This window comes from Rhodococcus sp. NPDC057135 (genome assembly GCF_042670865.1).
Taxonomy (GTDB): domain Bacteria; phylum Actinomycetota; class Actinomycetes; order Mycobacteriales; family Mycobacteriaceae; genus Rhodococcus_F.
Map to the genome: position 1 here is coordinate 481,682 of NZ_JBHUUU010000001.1, position 20,599 is coordinate 502,280.

Here is a 20,599-nt window from a genome sequence, read left to right on the forward strand (position 1 = left end):
CGCACCGGACCACCTGTCGTGGGTCGCCGGTAGTCTTTGCGCGTGGCCCTGTACCGGAAGTATCGACCCGCGTCCTTCGCCGAGGTGGTGGGGCAGGAGCATGTCACCGCACCGCTCAGCACGGCCCTCGACACCGGACGCATCAACCATGCCTATCTCTTTTCCGGCCCACGCGGCTGTGGAAAGACGTCGTCGGCGCGCATCCTTGCGCGTTCACTGAACTGTGAGAAGGGTCCGACGTCGACGCCGTGCGACGTGTGCGACTCGTGCGTTTCGCTGGGCCCGGGCGGCACAGGCAACCTGGACGTGACCGAACTCGACGCCGCAAGTCACGGTGGCGTCGACGACACGCGAGAACTCCGAGACAAGGCATTCCACGCACCGGCCGCTTCTCGTTATCGCGTCTTCATCATCGACGAGGCACACATGGTGACGGCGGCGGGCTTCAACGCGCTGCTCAAGATCGTCGAAGAGCCGCCGGAACACCTCATCTTCATCTTTGCGACGACGGAACCCGAAAAGGTTCTCCCCACCATTCGCTCGCGTACACACCATTACCCGTTCCGCCTGTTGGCGCCGTCGACCATGCGCGGACTCCTGGAAAAGATCTGCGCCCAAGAGGGCGTACCGGTCGAGCCTGCCGTATATCCGCTGGTCATCAAGGCCGGCGGCGGTTCGCCTCGTGACTCGTTGAGTGTCCTCGATCAGCTGCTCGCGGGAGCCGGCGAAGAAGGCGTCACGTACCCGCGCGCGCTCTCCCTTCTCGGAGTCACCGACGTCGCGCTCATCGACGAAGCCGTCGATGCTCTCTCCGCCAGTGACGGAGCCGCCTTGTTCGGCACCGTCGATCGCGTGATGGACGCCGGTCACGACCCACGCCGCTTCGCGCTGGATCTCCTCGAACGTCTGCGTGATCTCATTTTGATGCAGGCTGTCTCCGACGCCAGCGAACGAGGGTTGGTCGACGCACCCGAGGCGGAGCTGGTCACGATGCGTGAGCAGATTCAGCGAGTCGGTCCGGCCACGCTCACCCGTTTTGCCGAGACCGTCCATGCCGGGCTCAGCGAAATGCGTGGGGCGACGGCGCCGCGGCTGCTGCTCGAAGTGATGTGCGCGCGAATGCTGCTCCCCTCTGCCTCGGACGCCGAGTCGGCCGTATTGCAACGGCTCGAGCGCCTGGAACAAGGTATTCCGGCTGCTGGAGTCGCGGCTGCCGCTGCCCCTCGCGCAGCAGCAACGCCGGCACCGACCGTGCCGCCGCTCGAACCGGAGATTGCTTCCAAGTTCCAACGGCCCTCCCAACGTAAGGCCGAGCCCGAGGCACATCCGGAACCAGCCGCCACTGCTCCCGCGGCGGTGCCTCCGGTTGTCGAGGCTCCTGTCGTCGAACCTCCGGTGGCGGCAGTTCCAGTCGTCGAGCCTCCCGCCGTCGAGATCGTGGCGCCGCCCGTTGCCGAACCCACCGTTGCCGAACCCGCCGTTGCCGAACCGCCGGTTGTCGAAGCTCCAGTGGTTGAAGCTCCCGTGGTGGAACTACCGGCTCCAGCTCCTGTCGAAGCGGAAGAGCTGATCGGACTTTCCGAGCCGGAACCCGACTACGAGCCCGAGGCCGAGCCCGAGTTCGAGGAGCCGGCGGCTGCAGAAGTTGCGCCGGTCTCGGCCGGCCCCACGGTCGAGACACTTCGTGAATCGTGGAACACCTTGCGCAACAAGGTCGGTGAACGAAACAAGGTTCTGCCGGCCATGCTGTCCGCTGCTACGGTTCACGACGTGCGTGGTCACGTCGTGGTCATTGCTCACGGCTCGCCGGTTCTGGGTGCTCGTGTGACGCAACCGCATAACGCAGCGGTCATCTGCGAGGTCCTTACCGAGATGTTCGGTGGCACTTGGCAAGTCGAGTACCAGGAAGGTGCGCCGCCCGCGCCTGCCGGGTCGAGCGCGCCCAAGGCGGCAGAGGCTCCGACTCGCCCGGCCGCTGCGCCGCGATTCTCGCGCCCCAGTCAGGAACGCGCAGCGCAGCAGCCCAAGGCTCCGCAGTCCCAGCGCGGAGATTCGGACGACATTCCGCCGCCCGAGGCTCCTGACTACCCGGAAGACCCTGGACCGGCCCCTGCTCCCGAGGTCGATTACGAGGCAACTCCTCCGCCTGCGACACGTGAAGACGAGGACGAAATGTTCGCGGAGGCGGCTGAACCCGCCGATCCGACGGCCAGGCGTGATCCCGAGGACGTTGCAAAGGAACTGCTCAAGGACGTCCTTGGAGCCCGCAGACTCGAAAGTTGAGTCGTTGTCACCTCGAGCGCGGGTGGAGCAGCAGCCAGAACGCCCCGGGACCGGCTGCTGCGGAATCCGCCGGCTCAGATGACGCTGAACAACCTGACGTTCAGCACCACCGACGTCGAGAGACCGCGGCAGGGCACCGTCGAGCAGTGGAACATCGTCAACACCACACCCGACCCGCATCCGATTCACCTGCACCTGGTGAACTTCCGAATTCTCGGCAGAACGCCGATGCGGACGCTGGATTACCTGATCCGTCATCCGCAGCCGGTGATCGGCAACAAGTGGACTCCGTCGCCCGACGGGTTCGAGGCGGGACCGACGATTGCGCAGGCGCCGTGGGAAGCCGGGATGAAGGACACCGTCAGGGTGGACGGTGGCACGGTCACGCGGATCATCGTGCGATTCCCGACCGCGGACGAGCTGGGTTTCGATCCCGACGCGATGTTCGATCGTCTTCCGAGCGCTGTGATGCCGGGCGGTGGAATGCCGGGCGGTGGGCGCCACGGTATGAGTAACACCGGTCAACTCCAGGGATACGTGTGGCATTGCCACCTACTCGACCACGAAGATCACGACATGATGCTGCCCTATCGAATCGTGCCGTGAGCGCCGCCGGAAGCGCACTCGAAATGAACCGGAGCGGGCAGGCGCACGCACGTCGGATCACCTCGGTCACCTAGCAGGATCGCTTCGGTCCTTCCCATGAATTTGGAACACGTTCTACAGTGAAAGGGCTGAGGTCTGTACCTCGGCCATGCGCCACCACCGAAGGCGGCGCGGACGATCTGCAGACCGGTTCGACGAATTACACGGAAGGAACACCTCACAGTGACCACAGAGGCATTCATTTATGAAGCCATCCGTACCCCGCGAGGCCGCGGCAAGAAGACCGGGTCGTTGCACTCGGTCAAGCCGATCTCGCTGGTCACGGGTCTGATCCAGGAACTGCGCGTGCGCTTTCCCGACCTCGACGAGGATCGGATCTCCGACCTCATCCTGGGCGTCGTCACCCCCGTTGGCGATCAGGGAATGGACATCGCCCGCGTTGCAGTCAACGATGCGGGACTGCCCGACACCGTCGGCGGCGTTCAGCTCAACCGTTTCTGCGCTTCCGGTCTCGAAGCCGTGAACATGGCTGCTCAGAAGGTCCGGTCCGGCTGGGACGAACTGGTGATCGCCGGTGGCGTCGAGTCGATGTCCCGCGTTCCGATGGGATCCGACGGTGGACCGTGGGCGCTCGACCCCGCCACCAACTACGACAACTACTTCGTCCCGCAGGGCGTCGGCGCAGACCTCATCGCCACCATCGAGGGCTTCTCGCGTGACGACGTCGACGCATACGCCGTGCGCTCGCAGGACCTCGCCGCCAAGGCGTGGACCGGCGGATACTTCGCCAAGTCGGTAGTGCCGGTCAAGGACATCAACGGCATCACCATCCTCGACAACGACGAGCACATGCGTCCGGGCACCACGGCCGAGAACCTCGCCGGCCTGGCTTCCGCATTCGGTGTGATCGGTGAAATCGGCGGATTCGACGCCGTGTCGCTGCAGAAGTACCACTGGGTCGAGAAGATCAACCACGTTCACCACGGCGGCAACAGCTCGGGAATCGTCGACGGCGCTGCACTCGTGCTCGTCGGCAGCGAGCAGGCCGGTAAGGACATGGGCCTGACGCCGCGCGCTCGCGTCGTCGCCACCGCCACCAGCGGAGCCGACTCCACCATCATGCTCACCGGCCCGACGCCGGCGTCGAAGAAGGTTCTGGCTGCTGCCGGCCTGACCGTCGACGACATCGACCTCTTCGAGATCAACGAGGCGTTCGCCTCCGTCGTCCTGAAGTTCCAGAAGGACCTGAACATCCCGGACGAGAAGCTCAACGTCAACGGCGGCGCCATCGCCATGGGCCACCCGCTCGGAGCAACCGGCGCGATGATCACCGGAACGATGGTCGACGAGCTCGAGCGTCGTGGCGGCAAGCGCGCCCTCATCACCCTGTGCATCGGCGGCGGTATGGGCGTTGCCACCATCATCGAGCGCGTCTGACGCGGCGTCCGTCCTTCCAACGAGGCTTACCAGGAGTCAATCAAAGTGACTGATCAGAACATCATCAACTGGGACCAGGACGCCGACGGCATCGTCGTGCTCACCATCAACGATCCCAACCAGGGCGCTAACACCATGAACGACGCGTACATCGCGTCGATGAAGGCCACCGTCGACCGTCTGGTCGCCGAGAAGGACTCCATCACCGGTGCCGTCATCACCTCCGGCAAGAAGACCTTCTTCGCGGGTGGTGACCTCAAGAACATGATCAAGGTCGGCCCCGAGCAGGCCGAGGAGATCTACAACCACAGCGTCGAGATCAAGGCAGACCTGCGTCGCCTCGAGACTCTCGGCAAGCCGGTAGTCGCAGCCATCAACGGCGCGGCACTCGGCGGCGGCCTCGAGATCGCTCTGGCGACCCACCACCGCATCGCGGCGGACGTCAAGGGCGTCAAGATCGGCCTGCCCGAGGTCACCCTCGGCCTGCTGCCCGGCGGCGGCGGCGTCGTTCGCACCGTGCGGATGCTCGGCCTGCAGAACGCGCTCATGGGCGTCCTGCTTCAGGGGCAGCAGCGTGGACCCGTTCAGGCCAAGGAAGTCGGCCTCGTCGACGAGGTCGTCGGCTCGGTCGAGGAACTGGTTCCGGCCGCGAAGGCATGGATCAAGGCCAACCCCGAAGGCGGCGTTCAGCCGTGGGATGTCAAGGGCTACAAGATCCCTGGCGGAACCCCGTCCACTCCGGCATTCGCTGCCAACCTTCCGGCGTTCCCCGCGAACCTGCGTAAGCAGCTCAAGGGTGCTCCGATGCCGGCTCCGCGCGCCATCATGGCCGCAGCCGTCGAGGGCTCGCAGGTCGACATCGACAACGCGCTGCTCATCGAGGCGCGCTACTTCACCTCCCTGGTGACCGGCCGCGTCGCGAAGAACATGATTCAGGCGTTCTTCTTCGATCTGCAGTCGATCAACGGCGGCGGTTCACGTCCGGCAGGCATCGAGAAGTCCACCATCAAGAAGGTCGGCGTCATCGGCGCAGGCATGATGGGCGCGGGCATCGCGTACGTCTCCGCCAAGGCAGGCTTCGACGTCGTCCTCAAGGACGTCACCATCGAGGCTGCGAACAAGGGCAAGGCGTACTCCGAAGGCATTGAGGCCAAGGCACTCTCGCGCGGCAAGACCACGCAGGAGAAGTCCGACGCACTCCTCGCCAAGATCACCCCGACGGCTGACCCGGCCGATTTCGCCGGCGTCGACTTCGTCATCGAAGCCGTCTTCGAGAGCCAGGAACTCAAGCACAAGGTGTTCCAGGAGATCGAGGACATCGTCGATCCCAAGGCACTGCTGGGCTCGAACACCTCGACGCTGCCCATCACGGGTCTCGCCACCGGCGTGAAGCGTCAGGAAGACTTCATCGGCATCCACTTCTTCTCGCCCGTCGACAAGATGCCGCTGGTGGAGATCATCCGCGGTGAGAAGACCTCCGACGAGACTCTGGCCCGCGTGTTCGACTACGTCCAGGCAATCCGCAAGACGCCGATCGTGGTCAACGACTCGCGTGGCTTCTTCACCTCACGTGTCATCGGAACCTTCATCAACGAGGCCATCGGCATGCTCGCCGAGGGCGTCGAGCCGGCCACCATCGAGCAGGCAGGTATGCAGGCCGGTTACCCGGCTGCGCCGCTTCAGCTTTCGGACGAGCTCAACCTCACCCTCATGCAGAAGATCCGCAAGGAATCTGCCGAGGCAGCCAAGGCCGAAGGCAAGGAATTGCCGGCAGATCCGGCCGGCGAGGTCATCAACACCCTCGTCGAGAAGTTCGATCGTAAGGGCAAGCTCGGTGGAGCAGGCTTCTACGATTACGCAGAGGGCAAGCGCACCGGCCTGTGGTCCGGACTCCGCGAGAACTTCAACTCCGGAACCTCCGACGCCCCGATCCAGGACCTCATCGACCGCATGCTGTTCATCGAGGCGATCGAGACGCAGAAGTGCTTCGACGAGAACGTCCTGATCACCACGGCGGACGCCAACATCGGCTCCATCATGGGCATCGGATTCCCGGCCTGGACCGGTGGCGTTCACCAGTTCATCGTCGGCTACGAGGGCGGCACTGCCGGCTTCGTCGCTCGCGCAAAGGAACTCGCTGCGCAGTACGGCCCGCGGTTCAACCCGCCGGCGTCGCTAGAGGCATAGCCCCCGTGCGCCTTTTTGGTAGTTGTCGCTACCAAAAAGGCGCACAGGGGTTTATCCCCAATTTGTGAGTTATCCACAGACGAACTTCGACAGCGAATTTCACGTCAGTCCTGTCGGAGTTCGGCCTGACGCTTGGCGCCATGACTACATCTCATGGTGGAAGCGAGTTTCTCCGTATTCTCGATGCGCAATCCGGTCTGATACGGCAACAGCAACTCTCGTCATTCGGGTACAACCGAGGCACGCTGCGGAACTTCCTGGACCGCGGCGAATGGCAGCGCGTTCTACAAGGCGTGTATGCAGTGACCGCTGGCCCGCTGACCAGAGAAATGATCCTGAACGCCGCTTGGCTTTACGGTGGCCCGCAGGCGATTCTGAGCCACGACACTGCAGCTGAGGAATGGGGAATGCGTCGCATCGACGCAGACAAGCCAGTCCATGTCACCGTGCCCTACGGCAAGTCCGCTCGCTGTCAGTCCGCGACAATCCGCCGAGTTCCAGCGCGAACGTCAGGAGCGCTTGTCAGAGTGGGCGGCGTGGTTCACCCCGGGGTAGTCGTCCACCGATCCCGAGCTCACCGATTCATCGGCGTGCCGTCAGTCATACCTCGCACGTCGCGGGCTGATACCGCGATTGATCTTGCGACTGCCGAATCCACAGCGCGAAGCGCCTATGTTTCACTCATCACCACAGTGACAAATGCGCGAATCCCGTTGAACGATGTGCGCCGTCGGATAGACGAACGAACGCCACATCGATTCAAGGGTGCGCTTTCCGATGCGGTACGACTTCTGGCAGACGGGGTGCAGTCATCGCTCGAATACCACTATGCGGTCGACGTGGAGCAGGCGCACGGGTTGCCGCCGGCCAGACGCCAATCACCGGTGCGCGTCGACGGCCGCACGCTGTACGAGGATTGTGATTACAGCGAAGTCGGTGTGCCGCTGATCGTGCGTCTCGACGGCCGGTGGGCGCATTCCATGGCCGAAGTGGCATTTCGTGATCGCCGCCGCGACAATGCGGCAGAGTTGGCAGGTCGTCCGCGGTTGGTCTACGGATTCGACGAGGTGATGAAGACTCCGTGCCAGGTTGCGCACGAAGTGGAGACCGTCTTGCGGCGGGGAGGCTGGGTGAGGACGCAGTCGGGTGCCTGCGGCACCTGTGCGCCTTTTTGGTAGTGCCGACTACCAAAAAGGCGCACGGGGAGCGGAGCTCCCTAGGCCTTCCACCACGGGCGAAGCGGCACATGCGCCTCACCCTTGGGGCCGAGCTTGACGGCCAGAACCTGGTGCAGCTGAACGACATTGCGCTCGAATCCGAGCCGTGAACCCGCCATGTACAGGCCCCAGACGCGTGCGGTTCCTTCGCCGACCTCGGCGACGCAGGCGTCCCAGTTGTCGACGAGGTTCTGGCACCATCCGGCGAGCGTCAGTGCGTAGTGCTCGCGCAGGTTCTCCTCGTGCCGCACCTCGAGGCCGACGTTCTGGATCTCGGAGATGATGCGACCCGATCCGGTGAGCTCCCCGTCGGGGAAGACGTACCGGTCGATGAATCCGCCTGCCTTGGCGCCGCTTCGGTTGTCCGGACGGGTGATGCAGTGGTTGAGCAGACGCCCACCCTCGCGCAACTTGCCCTTGAGGAACTCGAAGTACGCCGGGTAGTTTCCGACGCCGATGTGTTCGGTCAGACCGATCGAGGACACTGCGTCGAACCCGGTCTCCGCGACGTCGCGGTAGTCGGAGAAGCGGACCTGCGCGAGATCGGCAAGCCCCTCGTCTTCGATGGCCTTCTGTGCCCAATCTGCCTGTTCGCGTGAGAGAGTCACGCCGATCACCTTGACGCCGCGCCTGGCCGCGTAGCGAACCATCGAGCCCCAGCCGCAGCCGATGTCGAGAAGTCGATCACCCTTCTGAAGTCCGAGCTTCTCGAACACCAGGCGGTACTTGTTCTCCTGGGCTTCTTCGAGGGTCTGCTCCGCATTGTCGTAGGCGGCGCAGGTGTACGTCATGGACGGGCCCAGGACGTACTCGTAGAAGGTGTTGGAGACGTCGTAGTGATGGTGGATGACCTCGGCGTCACGAGTTTTGGAGTGACGCAGTCCTTCTGCGACGCGACGCCAGCGAGGGAGATGTTCCTGGGGCGGCGGGGCGATGGGCCGCAACAGATCCCAGCCCAGCGAGCGCGTGATGCTGGCGAGAGTCAGTGCTGACGGGCGCTTGAGGTGGAGTTCGTCGCCCATGATGCGCAGAATCTCGTACGGATCACCGGGGTGGACACCCTCGGCTTCGAGATCGCCGGAGACGTACGCGCGGGCCATGCCCAGGTCGCCGGGAGCTGTTGCGAGATAAGTGGTTCCGCGAGTCGACTTGAGGTGCAGTCCGTAGTCGGCATCTTCGGGGCCGGCGGTGCTGCCGTCGTACGCGGTGAATCGAAGCGGCAGCATGCCGTCGGAAAGCGTCTCGAGAATCTCTGCGATGGAGAGCTTGTCCTGGCTTTTGGAGTCTTTGAACGTGGTCATTTACGTTGCACCGCCTTAGAGAATAGATCCAATAAACGGGATTTCGGGTCGTAGCGTTCCTTGAGTCCGATGTACCGGTCGCCGCCGTAGTACAGCTCCTCGAAGTCTTCCTTCGAGTAGTAGGAGTCGGAGTAGAGCGATTTGTGTCCGTCGAAATCGCTGACCTTTTCTTCGATCAGTCGATTTGCTGCCCCCTCGCGCTCGCCGGGAACGATCGGCACCGAAGACCAGAAGCCGATGTTGACGTAGGTGCGCTTGGGTTCGAGGGGGTAGAGGGGCCACGGCCGCGATGTGGCCAATTGATCCAGCCGCGATGCGGAGGCAGCAGCCGGGCTGGGCTCACGAAGGCGTAACGGGCACAACCACAGTGGTTCGATCGGAATTTCCTCGAGGAACCACGAGACGAAGTCCGCGGTTCGTTCGATGGGTACCTCGACGTCCTGGACGACGCGTTCGCGCGGGGGCTTGCCCTTGCGCTTTTCGAGGCGATCTCCGATGTCGTACTTGTGGTCGAGGGCAATCAGCTTCCAGTAGAAGCTGCTCCGCAGGTACTGCTTGGGCCAGAAGCGCCGGATCTTCGGGTTCTGTGCACCGAAAGCCCGTGAGCACCAGAACCAGTCGGTGTCCCAGCGCCACAGGTAGTCCCGAATGGTCAAGCGGTCCGTCTTGGGCTGTGTGAGTGACGGATGCTGGATCGACCGGTAGAAGATGTCCTGGTCGGTGTAGTCGCTGACCGGGCCTTCCTCGTCGGTTTGCACGCCGAGTGTGAGGTAGCTCTCGGAATCGGTGAAGACCACCCCGTCGAGGTAGTCGACGGCGATCCCGTCGTACTCGCGCTCGGTGACGATGCGATCCATCGTTTCTTCGAGCTTCTTCAGCGAATCGAAGCGCACATGACGCAAGGCGACGTACTTCTCGACCGGTTCGAGTGCGATCTTCAATCGCGTCGAATAGCCAAGGGTGCCGTAGGAATTGGGGAAACCGAAGAACAGTTCGGCGTGTTCACCGTCCGGCGTTGCGGTGATGATCTCGCCGCTTCCGGTCAGTACGTCGATTTCGAGTACCGACTCGTGCGGTAAGCCGTTGCGGAACGAGGTGGACTCGATGCCCAGCCCGGTCACCGCACCGCCCAGGGTGATGGTCTTGAGCTGAGGCACGACCAATGGCGCCAACCCGTAGGGCAGCGTCGCGTCGACGAGGTCTTCGTAGGTGCACATGCCGGCGACGTCGGCGGTGCGCGCCTGCGCATCGACGGCGATGACACCGGCCAGACCGCTGACGTCGAGGCCGGGGGCCGACGTCTTGGCGCGAGCGCGGAACAGATTGGATGTCTTCTTTGCCAGGCGTACAGAAGCATCGGCGGGAATGGCGCGGTATGACGCGAGTAGGCGTTCGACGCCTTCTCTGTGCTGCTCGAACCCCATTTCACGCGCAGCATCGGAACCCGGGCCTTGCTTTGTCCGGATTCGATCGAACTTCTGAACTACCCCATTGAACGAGAGAGTCACACCCTGACGCTATCGGTAGTTGCGCGTGCAAGCTATCTGGAGGGGTCTTAATGCCCGAATTTGATCGAGTTGTTGCAAACGAACTCGATAAATGCGCCAACAGGTGAACCAGCTCACAGGACAGGGCAGATTGTCGAGATACCGGGGCGGGACAGGCAATATGGAAAGGAATGTCTGCGCAGTTCGAGGTGCGGATTCGAGAGTCATTCGCGGTATCGAGCCGCGTTGGTCGAACAAGGAGACGTAGGGCATATGGGTCAGGTCAATGCAATGAGTTCGATAGTCGTCACAGCAGCACCCGACAAGGTGCTCGCGGCGCTCTCGGACTACGAGACGGTTCGCCCGCGAATCCTCTCCGAGCAGTACCTCGACTACAAGGTCGTCGAAGGCGGTCAGGGTGACGGAACCGTCGCGCAGTGGACGCTCAAGGCGACGGAAAAGCGTTCGCGCAACGTCAAGGCCACAGTGACGGTCGACGGCAACGTCATCACCGAGAAGGACGCCAACTCCAGTCTCGTCACCACCTGGACCGTTGCCCCCAACGGCACCGGAACGACGGTTACGACGCTCACCCAGTGGCAGGGTGCCACCGGAATCGGCGGCTTCTTCGAGCGCACCTTCGCTCCGAAGGGTCTGCAGCGCATCCAGGCCCAGGTCCTGGACAACCTCAAGCGCGAACTGGTCTAACTGATTCTGCATCACTGAAAGATGGCGTCGTACCTTCACCGGTACGGCGCCATCTTTCATGCGCCGGTAATGATCCGCCCCAACTCGGCGAGTGCGGGGTTTCCGCTTTCCCAGTAATTGCTGTGAACTCCGAACCCCGGCTCCCCGGGTGATCCGTCGAATACCTGCGCGCCGAATTCCGGATCCGACGGGTCGAATCCGTGGACTCCGAGGATCTTGGGTATTAATTGGACCGGATCCCAGAAGGCCGTCGTCGAATGAACACGACGCGACATCTCGGAGGAGTCGACGCCGTCCAGGCTCAGTTCGCTCACACGCTCGGCATCGACTCCCGGGCTTGCGACAAATACCAGTTCGTCGACGTCGAGAGAAGCGCCACGGGTAGTCGCGGCACCGATGACGGTGCTGCCGTAGGAGTGTCCGATCACGACGTTGTGCGACGGCGGACCGTCATGTGAGGTGCGTAGCCCGCCCTGGAAAGTGTCCAGCCCGGGCGCCGCGGAGTCTGCGTAGCGATCCGAACCGGCGTCGGGAATGCCTGGGGGAGCGTCGTACCCGGACCACAGGATCACTGACGTGGCTTCCGTCGGTGCCGCGCTGACGGCTGCGTCGTACATGGCTCTGGTTCGTTGTAGATCTCCGCCGACGCCCGAGAGTCCGGAGCCGGTTCCGGGAATCAACGTTGCGACGTTGTCGGCGGCATCGGGATTACCGACAGCGACGACGGCGTGCCCACCAGTGACCGAGAGAAGGAAGGTATCCGGTCGAAGTTCGCCGCGCACAGCCGCGTATCCGGCCGCTACCGTGCGATCCGGCGAGGACTCGGGTGCAGTTTCCAGCGCAGTGAGGTACCGCCGGTTGTAGTAGTCCCGGTCGAGAGCGGGAAGGCCGTCGCGACTTCCGATGGACGGATCCCACCTCGCCAATGCGTCTTTCTCGCTGGGAGTGAGCGATTCCCACAGTCGGTGTAGCTCCGCGGGTGTTCCGGGGAGTGCCGACCTCCCGTCGAGAATGTCGACGACAGTGCGGCTGAGGCGATCAGGCTGATTACCCAGGAGTGATCCGATCTCCCGGAATGCCTGACGTAGAGCAGTCGCGGCCCGGTTGTCTTCATAGTCCAGCGCCGACAAAGAGTCGAAGATTCGCTGCTGAAAACTCCGTGCAGCCGTAGCGTTTTCGGAAGCCTGCATAATGTCGGCCAGATTCCACGGCTGCGTCGACGCAGGCGCCGATACAGCTCCACTGTCCGACACCGTCAAGCCGTGTTCGAGAGTCGCCTCCTCGACCAGGTCCAGAACTGTTCTTCGCGCGGTGCCAATCGTATTGGCCGCTCCGGCATACAGATCCGCGACCACGCGAATTCCAATCGACAGGTGAGAAGCGGTAAGCGAGATGCCCGACCACTGCACTGCCGCCGCGCTCGACGCTTCGCCCCGCCAGAACTCGCGGACGGCGTCGATGCTGCGACCGGCGTCGCCACTGAGAAATTCGACTTTTCGATCGATTTCGACGAGTTCCGCAGCGCAAGTGCGCAGTTGCTCCGGTGACCACGCGCGAAGCTGAGAGATGTTGGGCCGCATCAGTGTTCTCCGCGCAGTTCGGACACCACGTCGGCCTCGGTAGCGTCGTACAGGCGTGCTGCAGCAGCGGTTCCGGACGCCACGAGCCCCAATTGCGTAGCCAGGTACCGGTAGGCGTCGGCGATCACGCCGGCATGCTCCGTCGATACAGCCATGACAGCGGACGAATCCAGGCTCGTCGCGGCTTCGAAAATCGGGCTAGCGGAGTCGATCCCCGAGATCTGATCCGCAAGTCGAGACAGATCAGCCGAAAGTTGCTGCAACGCAGCGATGTCTACCTGAAGTATCGGCCCCATGGCTGAACCGTAGCCAGGCGAACTGGCTATCGGGGCCGTGCCGGCTTTCCTGTGGACAAGCGGGTTTTCTCCACAGAAGCCGGATCAGGGGGTTGTCAGGAAGGCCGTGACTCCACTGGTGACGGCGGCTGCATAGTCCTGCTGACCGTCCGGGCTCGTCATGCGCGCTGCCTCGTCGGCATTACGCATGTTGCCGAGTTCGACCAGAATCGACGGCCGCTGCGACAGATTGAGTCCCGTCAGATCGGCACGTGGCGCCAACCCGTCGTCACCGATGTAGGTCGACGGGGTGAGGCCGGCGGTGACGAGTGAGTCGCGCATGGTTTCCGCAAAAGCCACGGACGGGCCGGCCTGAACCGAGTTCAGTGGGGGAGCGGAGTAGCAGACGTGGAAGCCTTCGGCCCCGGCCGCTGCGCCGTCCGCATGAATACTCACCACGACGTCGGCGCCGGAGGAATTGGCGGCTTCGGCGCGTGCGTCGACGCAAGACCCGACGCTGACGTCGTCCGGTCGACTCAGGACGACTGTGGCGCCTTGGCCTTCGAGTTCGCTCTTGACCAGGCTCGCGACTTCCCAGTTGAAGGTGTGTTCGGGGAACCCGGCGTCGGTGTTGGTGCCGGTGGTCTGGCAGTTCTTGGTGCCGCCGCGGCCGGTGGGGACCTGGGTGTTGATGCTGTCGTCGTTCGCACCACTGTGCCCGGGATCGAGGAAGACGACCTTGCCGGTGAGGGCTGCGGGGATGTCAGCGGCAACAGTGCTGAGCGGAGACACCTCGACCGAAGTCGTGGCCTCGGGCGCCGTGGCGTCGGCAGTCTCGGTCGGAATAGTGCACGCGGCGCTCAGAAGCCCGGCCCCGACTACGGCAATGAGCGCGGTGGAGCGGAACACACGTGATGCCATGTTTGACCCTCTTGACGGTTTTACGGTGTCTGACTGGTTCCGGCGCACCCGCTCACGGTAGCGCGCACCGACTACGCTGGTGGGGATAACTCTGTAGAAAGGACCGCTCGTGCAACCAGGTGGAGCACCCGACATGTCTGCTCTGTTGGCTCAGGCTCAGCAGATGCAGCAGCAATTGATGGCGGCGCAGCAGGAAATGGCGCAGGCCGAAGTGACCGGTCAGGCCGGCGGCGGGCTGGTTGTCGCCACGGTCAAGGGCACCGGTGAGGTTGTCGGTCTGCAGATCGATCCCAAGGTCGTCGACCCCGAAGACGTCGAGACGCTGCAGGATCTGGTGATCGGCGCGATCGAGGATGCTTCGCGCAAGGCACAGGAAGTCGCTGCTGAGAAGCTCGGCCCGTTGGCCGGCGGACTCGGCGGAGGCCTTCCCGGTCTCCCCGGCTTCTAGAAACGAGAACGCGTGTACGAAGGTCCGGTTCAGGATCTGATCGACGAACTCGGGAAGCTTCCCGGAGTCGGGCCGAAGAGCGCTCAACGCATCGCTTTTCACCTGCTCTCCGTGGAGCCTCCCGAGATCGACCGTTTGAAAAATGCATTGCAGCGCATCCGTGACGGCGTTCAATTCTGCACGGTGTGCGGAACTGTGTCCGATCAGGAGAAGTGCCGCATCTGCGCCGACGCACGTCGCGATCGCACGGTGATCTGCGTCGTGGAGGAGCCGAAGGACGTCCAGGCCGTCGAGCGCACCCGGGAGTTCAAGGGTCGCTATCACGTGCTCGGCGGTGCGCTCAATCCGCTCTCGGGTATCGGCCCGGACCAGTTGCGCATCCGGGAGTTGTTGGCTCGCATCGCAAATCAGGAGGACGGCGTCGACGTGTCCGAGGTCATCATTGCCACCGACCCCAATACCGAGGGTGAGGCGACAGCTACCTACCTCGTCCGAATGATGCGAGACATCCCGGGGTTGACGGTGTCTCGGTTGGCTTCGGGCCTTCCGATGGGCGGCGACCTCGAATTTGCCGACGAGTTGACGCTGGGGCGGGCATTGTCCGGCCGTCGTGAATTGTCGCGGAACGCTTGATGAGCGGCACGGAGCAAGGTCAGCAAGTGCGTCGTACGTCCGAGCAGACCCGCGCGCAGATCATCGCGTCGGCCGGGAAAGCATTCGCGACTCGGCCGTACCGCGAAATCACGCTCAAGGACATCGCCGAAGACGCAGGCGTCAGCGCTCCGCTGATCATCAAGTACTTCGGTTCCAAGGAGCAGTTGTACGACGAGTTGGTCGACTTCCGTGCAGCGGCGGTCACGGTGTTCGACGCACCCGACGACTCGCTCGGCGAGCGCATGGTCTCGCTGTTCACCAAGCCGCTGGAGTCGTACAAGCCGCTGTCCATGAGCTTGTTGTTCATGAGCGGTGTCAGTGAAGAAAGCAACCGCAAACTGCGCGAGAACTATTCGACGCAGATGATCGACACCCTCGCCGCTCGTCTGTCCGGCCCCGACGCCAGATTGCGCGCGGAACTGGCGATGTCGATGGTGGTCGGAGTGGCGATCATGCGCCGACGGATGATGGCCGGCCATGCCACCGGCACCCAGGACGAGGTGGTCGCGCTGTACGCACCACTGGTGCAAAAGCTCCTCGACGGGTGAGCGGCGTCACAATTCTTGCTAGGTAAATATCCGTTCACCTAATGTAGGTGAACGGATATTTACCTAGTGAGAACAGGCGGTGTGGGGTGACGACGCTCGACCGTCCGCCGGGTACTCCGACAGTCCCCACCCCCGACGCGAGTCTTGCGCAGCCGCGTTCCCGCTTCCTCTTTCCCATCGTTGTCGCGGCCGCCGTGTTCCAAGCAGTCCTGCAAACCGTCATCGTTCCGCTGCTGCCGGAGCTGCCCCACTTCACGGGCGCCGGACGCACAGCAGTGTCCTGGCTGGTGACCGTCACACTGCTGGTCGGCGCCGTGGTCACCCCCATCTTCGGCCGTCTTGCCGACATGTTCGGCAAGAAGAAGATGCTTCTGGTCGCTTTCTCCATGATGACTCTCGGCTCCATGTTGTGTGCGCTGTCCTCGGACATCGCGGTCCTCATCTTCGCGAGAGCGCTGCAAGGTGCCGGGTCGGCCGTCATCCCCATCGGAATCTCCATGCTGCGTGACGAATTGCCGCGCAACAAGGTCAACGGCGCAGTGGCCATGATGAGTTCGACGCTCGGCGTCGGAACGGCTTTGGGGATACCGTTTTCCGCGATGATCGCGCAGTACTCGAACTGGCACGTCCTGTTCTGGGTAACCACGGCTATCGGACTGTCGGTGACTCTTGCTGCGGTGCTGTTCATTCGGGAATCGGAGCCGAATCCGTCGGGGAGATTCGACGGCGTCGGCGCGGTCGGTCTGAGCGCCGCGATGATCGCTCTGCTTGTGCCGATCACGCAGGGGTCGAGTTGGGGGTGGACCAGCGGCGCGGTGATCTCGATGCTGGCCGCGTCGGCGGTGCTGTTCACGTTCTGGGTAATTCAGCAGCGGCGCAACGTCAATCCGCTGGTCGACGTCCGTGCTCTCGTCAAGCGTGCGGTGTTGATCCCGCATCTGGCCGCGCTGCTGGTCGGGTTCGCATTCTTCGGGAACACGCTGATCACCACGCAACTGCTGCAGGGGGTGAAGGGTCCGGGCGCCGGGTACGGCCTGTCGATCATCGCGGCGGCGCTCTGCCAGATTCCGGCCAGTATCGCGATGGTGCTGTTCTCTCCGGTTGCGGTGCGGATCACCGATCGCTTCGGTTCACGGACCGCGATGTTGACCGGTGCCGTATTCCTCGCCGGGGGCTACGGGATTCACGCCGTTGCGGGTAAGCCATTGTGGGGAGTGGTTGCGGCGCTCGGTATTACGGCAGTCGGGACCGCGATCGTGTACAGCACGCTCTCACTGCTGATCCTGGTTGCCGTGCCACGTCAGCGACTGGCAGCAGCCAACGGCGTGAACTCGCTCCTACGGACGTCCGGAAGCACGATCTGCAGTGCGACGGTGGCGACCGTCCTCGCCGCGTTCGTGATCAGCGGTTCGGAACATTCCACGTCGTGGACCGGATTCTCCGTCGCCTACCTGGTGTGCGCGGGTTGCGCGGTGGTCGTGTTCGCGGTGTCGATCCTGTTGCCGCAGGGACGAACCCCGAAACATCTGGATCTGCCGGATCTCGTCAGGCGACCCTGAATCCCGAGAGGAAGAGCGTGATCATCAGATCCGCGAACTCGTCGGTGGTGTATTTCTGGCGGTCCGGCCAATGCGTTGTCGACCACAGGGTGTCTCGTACCGATCGATAGAAAATCTCCGGGGCCACGTCTTGGCGGAAGATTCCCTGATCGACGCCTTCGGCAATCGCTTTCATCCAATGCTCGCGGACTTGGCGAGAAGGCCCGTCGACGGATTGCAGGAGATCGTTGTCGCGTAGATACGCCCGATCGTTCTGATAGATCGCAGTCGGGTGCGGGTGCAGTTCGATCACGATCAGCGTCTCGCGGATCAGGCCGCGTAGGACTTCCTCGGGGCCGGTTGCCGTTTTCTCGACCTGATCGAAGCGGAGCTGAATATCGGTGATGAAGCCGTGCATGAGCTCGGCCACGATCGCATTCTTCGACTTGAAGTAGTGGTAAAGGCTGCCCGAGAACACGCCGGCGGCGTCGCCGATTTCGCGAACGGTCGTGGTCGCGACACCCTTCCTGGCAAACAGCTCGGCTGAGCTCTCCAGGATTTTCTCCCGACGATCTGGTGATGCCACTGAAATCTCCGCTGGTTGTCGGTCCTGCTCAGGGCAGGGTTTCACGGGTGCCGGGCTTCCGGCGTCGAACGTAGCGCAATCCTGCCTGATGGCTCCGGCTCGAACCAATTCGTCGGTGAGATCGCGTGTTTCAACTTCCGGTTTCCTATGCTAGCTTCAAAATCAAGCGCTTGCTCAACTTTCGTTTACGGAGGATTTCAGTGCAGAGCCTGCAGACGCAGTTTCCGAACTTCATCGGCGCAGAGGCCGAACCACCCCGGGTCGCCCGCTACGCCGTCAACGAGGCGATGATCCGCAACTGGGTCGAGGCGCACGACGACCGCAACCCCATCTACGTCGACGCCGAAGCCGCCCGTAGCGTGGGTCGTCGAGATGTCGTCTGCCCACCCGCCATGATCTCGACCTGGGTGATGGCGGGCTACCGACGCTATCGCCAGGTCCAACAGCTTCGTGCCGACGGAGCCTCCGAGGACTTCGCCTATTCACGACTGCTCGCGTTGTTGGACGAGGCCGGATACACCTCGGTCGTCGCGACCAACGTCGAGCAGGAGTATTTCGCGGAGCTGAGTCCCGGAGACCACGTCACCGCACATTTCACCATCGAATCGATCTCGCCGTTCAAACAAACTGCCCTCGGTCACGGGTGCTTCATCACTCTGTTCAAGAAGTACGCCGACCAGGACGGAAAGACACTGGTCGAAGAGCGTTTTCGATTGCTCAGGTTCAAACCAGATGCCCAGACAGATACCCAGCTCGAAGTCCAGGAGGTAATCGCATGAGCGAGACTGGCTCCCGCAACACCGCTGTTCCGAGACTCACCGTCACCGACGACAACGATTTCTTCTTCTCCGCGGCCAAAGAGGGTCGCCTCGAGATCCAACGGTGTGCGGATTGCAAGACACTGCGCCACCCACCCGCGCCCGCGTGCCCGGAATGCCGCTCGTTCAGTTGGGACACAGTCGAATCCACGCGGCGATGCACGTTGCACAGCTTCACGGTCATCCATCACCCGAAGGATCCTGCTTTCGAGTACCCACTCGCCGTCGGGCTTGTCGATCTCGAAGAAGGCACGCGTCTGGTTGCCGACATCGCGGGGATCGATCACGAGGAACTCGAATTCGGCATGGAACTCGAAGTGACCTTCTCCGAGCACGCTCACGGCGAGATGCTGCCGCAACTGAGGCGACGGGGTTCGGCGGAATGACGAAACTGATTGACTGCGAAGTGGGTTCGGTCCTCCCCAACCTCGAATTGCCGTTGGATCGAACGCTGATCGTCGCCACCGCGATCTCTTCTCAGGATTTCGAGGACGTGCATCACGATCCGGGCAAGGCACAGGATCGCGGAACTCCCGACATCTTCATGAGCATCAACACCACCAACGGGCTCATCGACCGCTACATCACCGACTGGTCCGGTCCGGCGTCACGGATCGTCAAAACATCACTACGGCTTGGTGTTCCGAACTTCCCCGGAGACACCATGACATTCACCGGCAAGGTCACCGCCACAGACGGCCGGGCGCTCACCGTGACGGTTCTCGGGAAAAACGCCCGCGGAACACACGTGACGGCCGACGTGACTCTCGAACCGGTGGAAAGGGTAATCGCATGACACGAGGATTTTCGAGGCAAGCAGCCATCGCCGGAATCGGCGCCACCGAGTTCTCCAAGAACTCCGGCCGAAGCGAATGGCAGTTGGCGTGCGAATCTGTGATCGCCGCACTCGACGACGCGCACATCGAGGCAGAAGAGGTGAACGGATTTGCGCTGTTCACCATGGAGAACAATCCCGAGATTGCGGTCGCACGTGCCCTCGGGATCCCGGAACTGACGTTTTTCAGTCGTATTCCACACGGCGGCGGCGGTGCCTGTGCACCGGTTCAACAAGCAGCGCTTGCCGTCTCCAGCGGAGTTGCCGACGTTGTGGTCGTCTACCGCGCCTTCAACGAAAGATCCGGCCACCGATTCGGCGCCGGGCCGCCACCTTTTGCGTACAACGCGTCGACGGACCAGGAATACCGGAATTGGATCAACCCGTACGGGCTTCTGACGCCGGCGCAGCAGGAAGCCTTCCTGGCCAAGCTGTACATGCACAAGTACGGGGCAACCAGCGCCGACTTCGGCCAGATCTCGGTTCTTTCGCGCAAGCATGCGGCGAACAACCCCAAGGCCTGGTTCTATGAACGCCCGATCACCATCGAGGATCATCAGAACTCGCGCATGATCGCCGACCCCATCCGCCTGCTCGACTGCTGCCAGGAAAGTGACGGCGGACAGGCGCTGGTCATCGTCAGCGCGGAGCGCGCCCGCGATCTCCCTCATAAACCTGCGATCATCAGCGGTGCCGCGCAAGGTGTAGGTCCGCAACAGATTTCGATGAGCAGCTACTACCGGGACGACATCGACAGTATGCCGGAAGTCGAACTGGTCGCGCGCCAACTGTGGGACCAGGCCGGTATCGGGCCGGACGACATCGATGCCGCAATTCTCTACGACGCCTTCACTCCGATGGTTCTGCTTCAACTCGAGGAGTACGGATTCTGCGGACGGGGCGAGGCAAAAGACTTCATCGCCGACGGCAATCTCGAGCTGGACGGCCGCCTACCGATCAACACTCACGGCGGTCAACTCGGTGAGGGATATATCCACGGCGTCAACGGCATTGCCGAAGGCGTTCGTCTGATCCGCGGCACCTCCACCAACCAACCCACCAAAACTTTGGACAACGTGCTCGTGACCGGCGGTTCCCCCGTCCCGCACAGTGCACTCGTCCTCTCGGCAGATCGCTGAATCTGCCGCACACATTCGAGAAAGCAGGAAC

19 protein-coding genes and 1 pseudogene are annotated in these 20,599 nt (G+C 62.9%); 14 read left to right on the forward strand and 6 right to left on the reverse strand.

Going from position 1 to position 20,599, the window contains the following annotated elements; translation table 11 throughout:
* Positions 1-42: 42 nt before the first annotated feature.
* The 5 genes and pseudogenes from ACFT1A_RS02255 (at position 43) to ACFT1A_RS02275 (ending at position 7,691) form a co-directional block, all read left to right on the forward strand.
* On the forward strand, positions 43-2,283 hold the full coding sequence (locus ACFT1A_RS02255; RefSeq protein WP_378445661.1) for a DNA polymerase III subunit gamma and tau: 2,241 nt from the start codon (positions 43-45) through the stop codon (positions 2,281-2,283).
* Between the two features lie 57 nt (positions 2,284-2,340).
* Positions 2,341-2,889: pseudogene (locus ACFT1A_RS02260) on the forward strand (multicopper oxidase domain-containing protein); the annotation flags it as partial.
* A gap of 222 nt (positions 2,890-3,111) precedes the next feature.
* Positions 3,112-4,326, forward strand: coding sequence for an acetyl-CoA C-acetyltransferase (locus tag ACFT1A_RS02265; RefSeq protein ID WP_003943886.1), 1,215 nt, complete (start codon positions 3,112-3,114; stop codon positions 4,324-4,326).
* 45 nt (positions 4,327-4,371) lie between these two features.
* The gene (locus ACFT1A_RS02270) at positions 4,372-6,513 is read left to right on the forward strand and encodes a 3-hydroxyacyl-CoA dehydrogenase NAD-binding domain-containing protein (protein WP_378445662.1); all 2,142 of its coding nucleotides are present in this window, start codon (positions 4,372-4,374) and stop codon (positions 6,511-6,513) included.
* Between the two features lie 140 nt (positions 6,514-6,653).
* Positions 6,654-7,691: a type IV toxin-antitoxin system AbiEi family antitoxin domain-containing protein gene (locus tag ACFT1A_RS02275; RefSeq protein ID WP_378445663.1), complete on the forward strand. Its 1,038-nt coding sequence runs from the start codon at positions 6,654-6,656 to the stop codon at positions 7,689-7,691.
* Between the two features lie 38 nt (positions 7,692-7,729).
* On the opposite strand, the gene ACFT1A_RS02280 is transcribed toward ACFT1A_RS02275, so the two are convergent.
* Together ACFT1A_RS02280 and ACFT1A_RS02285 are read right to left on the reverse strand one after the other, a co-directional pair.
* A complete protein-coding gene (locus ACFT1A_RS02280) occupies positions 7,730-9,031 on the reverse strand; it encodes a class I SAM-dependent methyltransferase (protein ID WP_230816598.1) in 1,302 nt (433 codons plus the stop codon).
* A complete protein-coding gene (locus tag ACFT1A_RS02285) occupies positions 9,028-10,455 on the reverse strand; it encodes an FAD-binding protein (RefSeq protein WP_378445774.1) in 1,428 nt (475 codons plus the stop codon). The genes ACFT1A_RS02280 and ACFT1A_RS02285 overlap by 4 nt, the downstream gene beginning before the upstream one ends.
* A 336-nt stretch (positions 10,456-10,791) precedes the next feature.
* On the opposite strand from ACFT1A_RS02285, the gene ACFT1A_RS02290 reads away from it, so the two are divergent.
* The gene (locus tag ACFT1A_RS02290) at positions 10,792-11,226 is read left to right on the forward strand and encodes an SRPBCC family protein (protein ID WP_378445664.1); all 435 of its coding nucleotides are present in this window, start codon (positions 10,792-10,794) and stop codon (positions 11,224-11,226) included.
* A 56-nt stretch (positions 11,227-11,282) separates the two neighbouring features.
* Here the strand turns inward: ACFT1A_RS02290 and ACFT1A_RS02295 are convergent, their stop codons facing one another.
* From ACFT1A_RS02295 to ACFT1A_RS02305, 3 genes are all read right to left on the reverse strand, one after another.
* On the reverse strand, positions 11,283-12,806 hold the full coding sequence (locus tag ACFT1A_RS02295) for an alpha/beta hydrolase (protein ID WP_378445665.1): 1,524 nt from the start codon (positions 12,804-12,806) through the stop codon (positions 11,283-11,285).
* Positions 12,806-13,102, reverse strand: a complete 297-nt coding sequence (locus ACFT1A_RS02300) for a hypothetical protein (protein ID WP_378445666.1) — start codon at positions 13,100-13,102, stop codon at positions 12,806-12,808. Before ACFT1A_RS02300 ends, ACFT1A_RS02295 begins: the two co-directional genes overlap by 1 nt.
* 84 nt (positions 13,103-13,186) lie before the next feature.
* Positions 13,187-14,002, reverse strand: coding sequence for an Rv3717 family N-acetylmuramoyl-L-alanine amidase (locus ACFT1A_RS02305; RefSeq protein ID WP_378445667.1), 816 nt, complete (start codon positions 14,000-14,002; stop codon positions 13,187-13,189).
* A 109-nt stretch (positions 14,003-14,111) separates the two neighbouring features.
* Between ACFT1A_RS02305 and ACFT1A_RS02310 the strand changes: the two genes are divergently transcribed.
* The 4 genes from ACFT1A_RS02310 (at position 14,112) to ACFT1A_RS02325 (ending at position 17,211) form a co-directional block, all read left to right on the forward strand.
* Positions 14,112-14,450, forward strand: coding sequence for a YbaB/EbfC family nucleoid-associated protein (locus ACFT1A_RS02310; protein WP_003943929.1), 339 nt, complete (start codon positions 14,112-14,114; stop codon positions 14,448-14,450).
* 12 nt (positions 14,451-14,462) lie between these two features.
* A complete protein-coding gene (gene recR, locus ACFT1A_RS02315; RefSeq protein ID WP_003943917.1) occupies positions 14,463-15,083 on the forward strand; it encodes a recombination mediator RecR in 621 nt (206 codons plus the stop codon).
* A complete protein-coding gene (locus ACFT1A_RS02320) occupies positions 15,083-15,652 on the forward strand; it encodes a TetR/AcrR family transcriptional regulator (RefSeq protein WP_378445668.1) in 570 nt (189 codons plus the stop codon). The genes recR and ACFT1A_RS02320 overlap by 1 nt, the downstream gene beginning before the upstream one ends.
* An 86-nt stretch (positions 15,653-15,738) precedes the next feature.
* On the forward strand, positions 15,739-17,211 hold the full coding sequence (locus ACFT1A_RS02325; protein WP_378445669.1) for an MFS transporter: 1,473 nt from the start codon (positions 15,739-15,741) through the stop codon (positions 17,209-17,211).
* Here the strand turns inward: ACFT1A_RS02325 and ACFT1A_RS02330 are convergent.
* Positions 17,198-17,776, reverse strand: a complete 579-nt coding sequence (locus ACFT1A_RS02330) for a TetR/AcrR family transcriptional regulator (protein ID WP_378445670.1) — start codon at positions 17,774-17,776, stop codon at positions 17,198-17,200. The two genes, ACFT1A_RS02325 and ACFT1A_RS02330, sit on opposite strands and share 14 nt — an antisense overlap.
* A 200-nt stretch (positions 17,777-17,976) precedes the next feature.
* Here ACFT1A_RS02330 and ACFT1A_RS02335 point away from each other — a divergent pair, with 200 nt between their 5' ends.
* The 4 genes from ACFT1A_RS02335 to ACFT1A_RS02350 are packed head-to-tail and all read left to right on the forward strand — an operon-like array spanning position 17,977 to position 20,568.
* Positions 17,977-18,555, forward strand: coding sequence for a MaoC family dehydratase N-terminal domain-containing protein (locus tag ACFT1A_RS02335; protein ID WP_378445671.1), 579 nt, complete (start codon positions 17,977-17,979; stop codon positions 18,553-18,555).
* Positions 18,552-18,980: a Zn-ribbon domain-containing OB-fold protein gene (locus ACFT1A_RS02340; protein ID WP_378445672.1), complete on the forward strand. Its 429-nt coding sequence runs from the start codon at positions 18,552-18,554 to the stop codon at positions 18,978-18,980. Before ACFT1A_RS02335 ends, ACFT1A_RS02340 begins: the two co-directional genes overlap by 4 nt.
* Positions 18,977-19,390, forward strand: coding sequence for an acyl dehydratase (locus ACFT1A_RS02345; protein WP_378445673.1), 414 nt, complete (start codon positions 18,977-18,979; stop codon positions 19,388-19,390). The genes ACFT1A_RS02340 and ACFT1A_RS02345 overlap by 4 nt, the downstream gene beginning before the upstream one ends.
* The gene (locus tag ACFT1A_RS02350; protein WP_230816589.1) at positions 19,387-20,568 is read left to right on the forward strand and encodes a lipid-transfer protein; all 1,182 of its coding nucleotides are present in this window, start codon (positions 19,387-19,389) and stop codon (positions 20,566-20,568) included. Before ACFT1A_RS02345 ends, ACFT1A_RS02350 begins: the two co-directional genes overlap by 4 nt.
* Positions 20,569-20,599 lie beyond the last annotated feature (31 nt).

Coding starts and splice junctions, on each gene's coding strand:
- ACFT1A_RS02285 (WP_378445774.1), bottom strand. CDS start 10,455: ATGGGGTTCGAGCAGCACAGAGAAGGCGTCGAACGCCTACTCGCGTCA.
- ACFT1A_RS02305 (WP_378445667.1), bottom strand. CDS start 14,002: ATGGCATCACGTGTGTTCCGCTCCACCGCGCTCATTGCCGTAGTCGGG.
- ACFT1A_RS02275 (WP_378445663.1), top strand. CDS start 6,654: ATGACTACATCTCATGGTGGAAGCGAGTTTCTCCGTATTCTCGATGCG.
- ACFT1A_RS02290 (WP_378445664.1), top strand. CDS start 10,792: ATGGGTCAGGTCAATGCAATGAGTTCGATAGTCGTCACAGCAGCACCC.
- ACFT1A_RS02345 (WP_378445673.1), top strand. CDS start 18,977: ATGACGAAACTGATTGACTGCGAAGTGGGTTCGGTCCTCCCCAACCTC.
- ACFT1A_RS02340 (WP_378445672.1), top strand. CDS start 18,552: ATGAGCGAGACTGGCTCCCGCAACACCGCTGTTCCGAGACTCACCGTC.
- ACFT1A_RS02300 (WP_378445666.1), bottom strand. CDS start 13,102: ATGGGGCCGATACTTCAGGTAGACATCGCTGCGTTGCAGCAACTTTCG.
- ACFT1A_RS02295 (WP_378445665.1), bottom strand. CDS start 12,806: ATGCGGCCCAACATCTCTCAGCTTCGCGCGTGGTCACCGGAGCAACTG.
- ACFT1A_RS02280 (WP_230816598.1), bottom strand. CDS start 9,031: ATGACCACGTTCAAAGACTCCAAAAGCCAGGACAAGCTCTCCATCGCA.
- ACFT1A_RS02320 (WP_378445668.1), top strand. CDS start 15,083: ATGAGCGGCACGGAGCAAGGTCAGCAAGTGCGTCGTACGTCCGAGCAG.
- ACFT1A_RS02350 (WP_230816589.1), top strand. CDS start 19,387: ATGACACGAGGATTTTCGAGGCAAGCAGCCATCGCCGGAATCGGCGCC.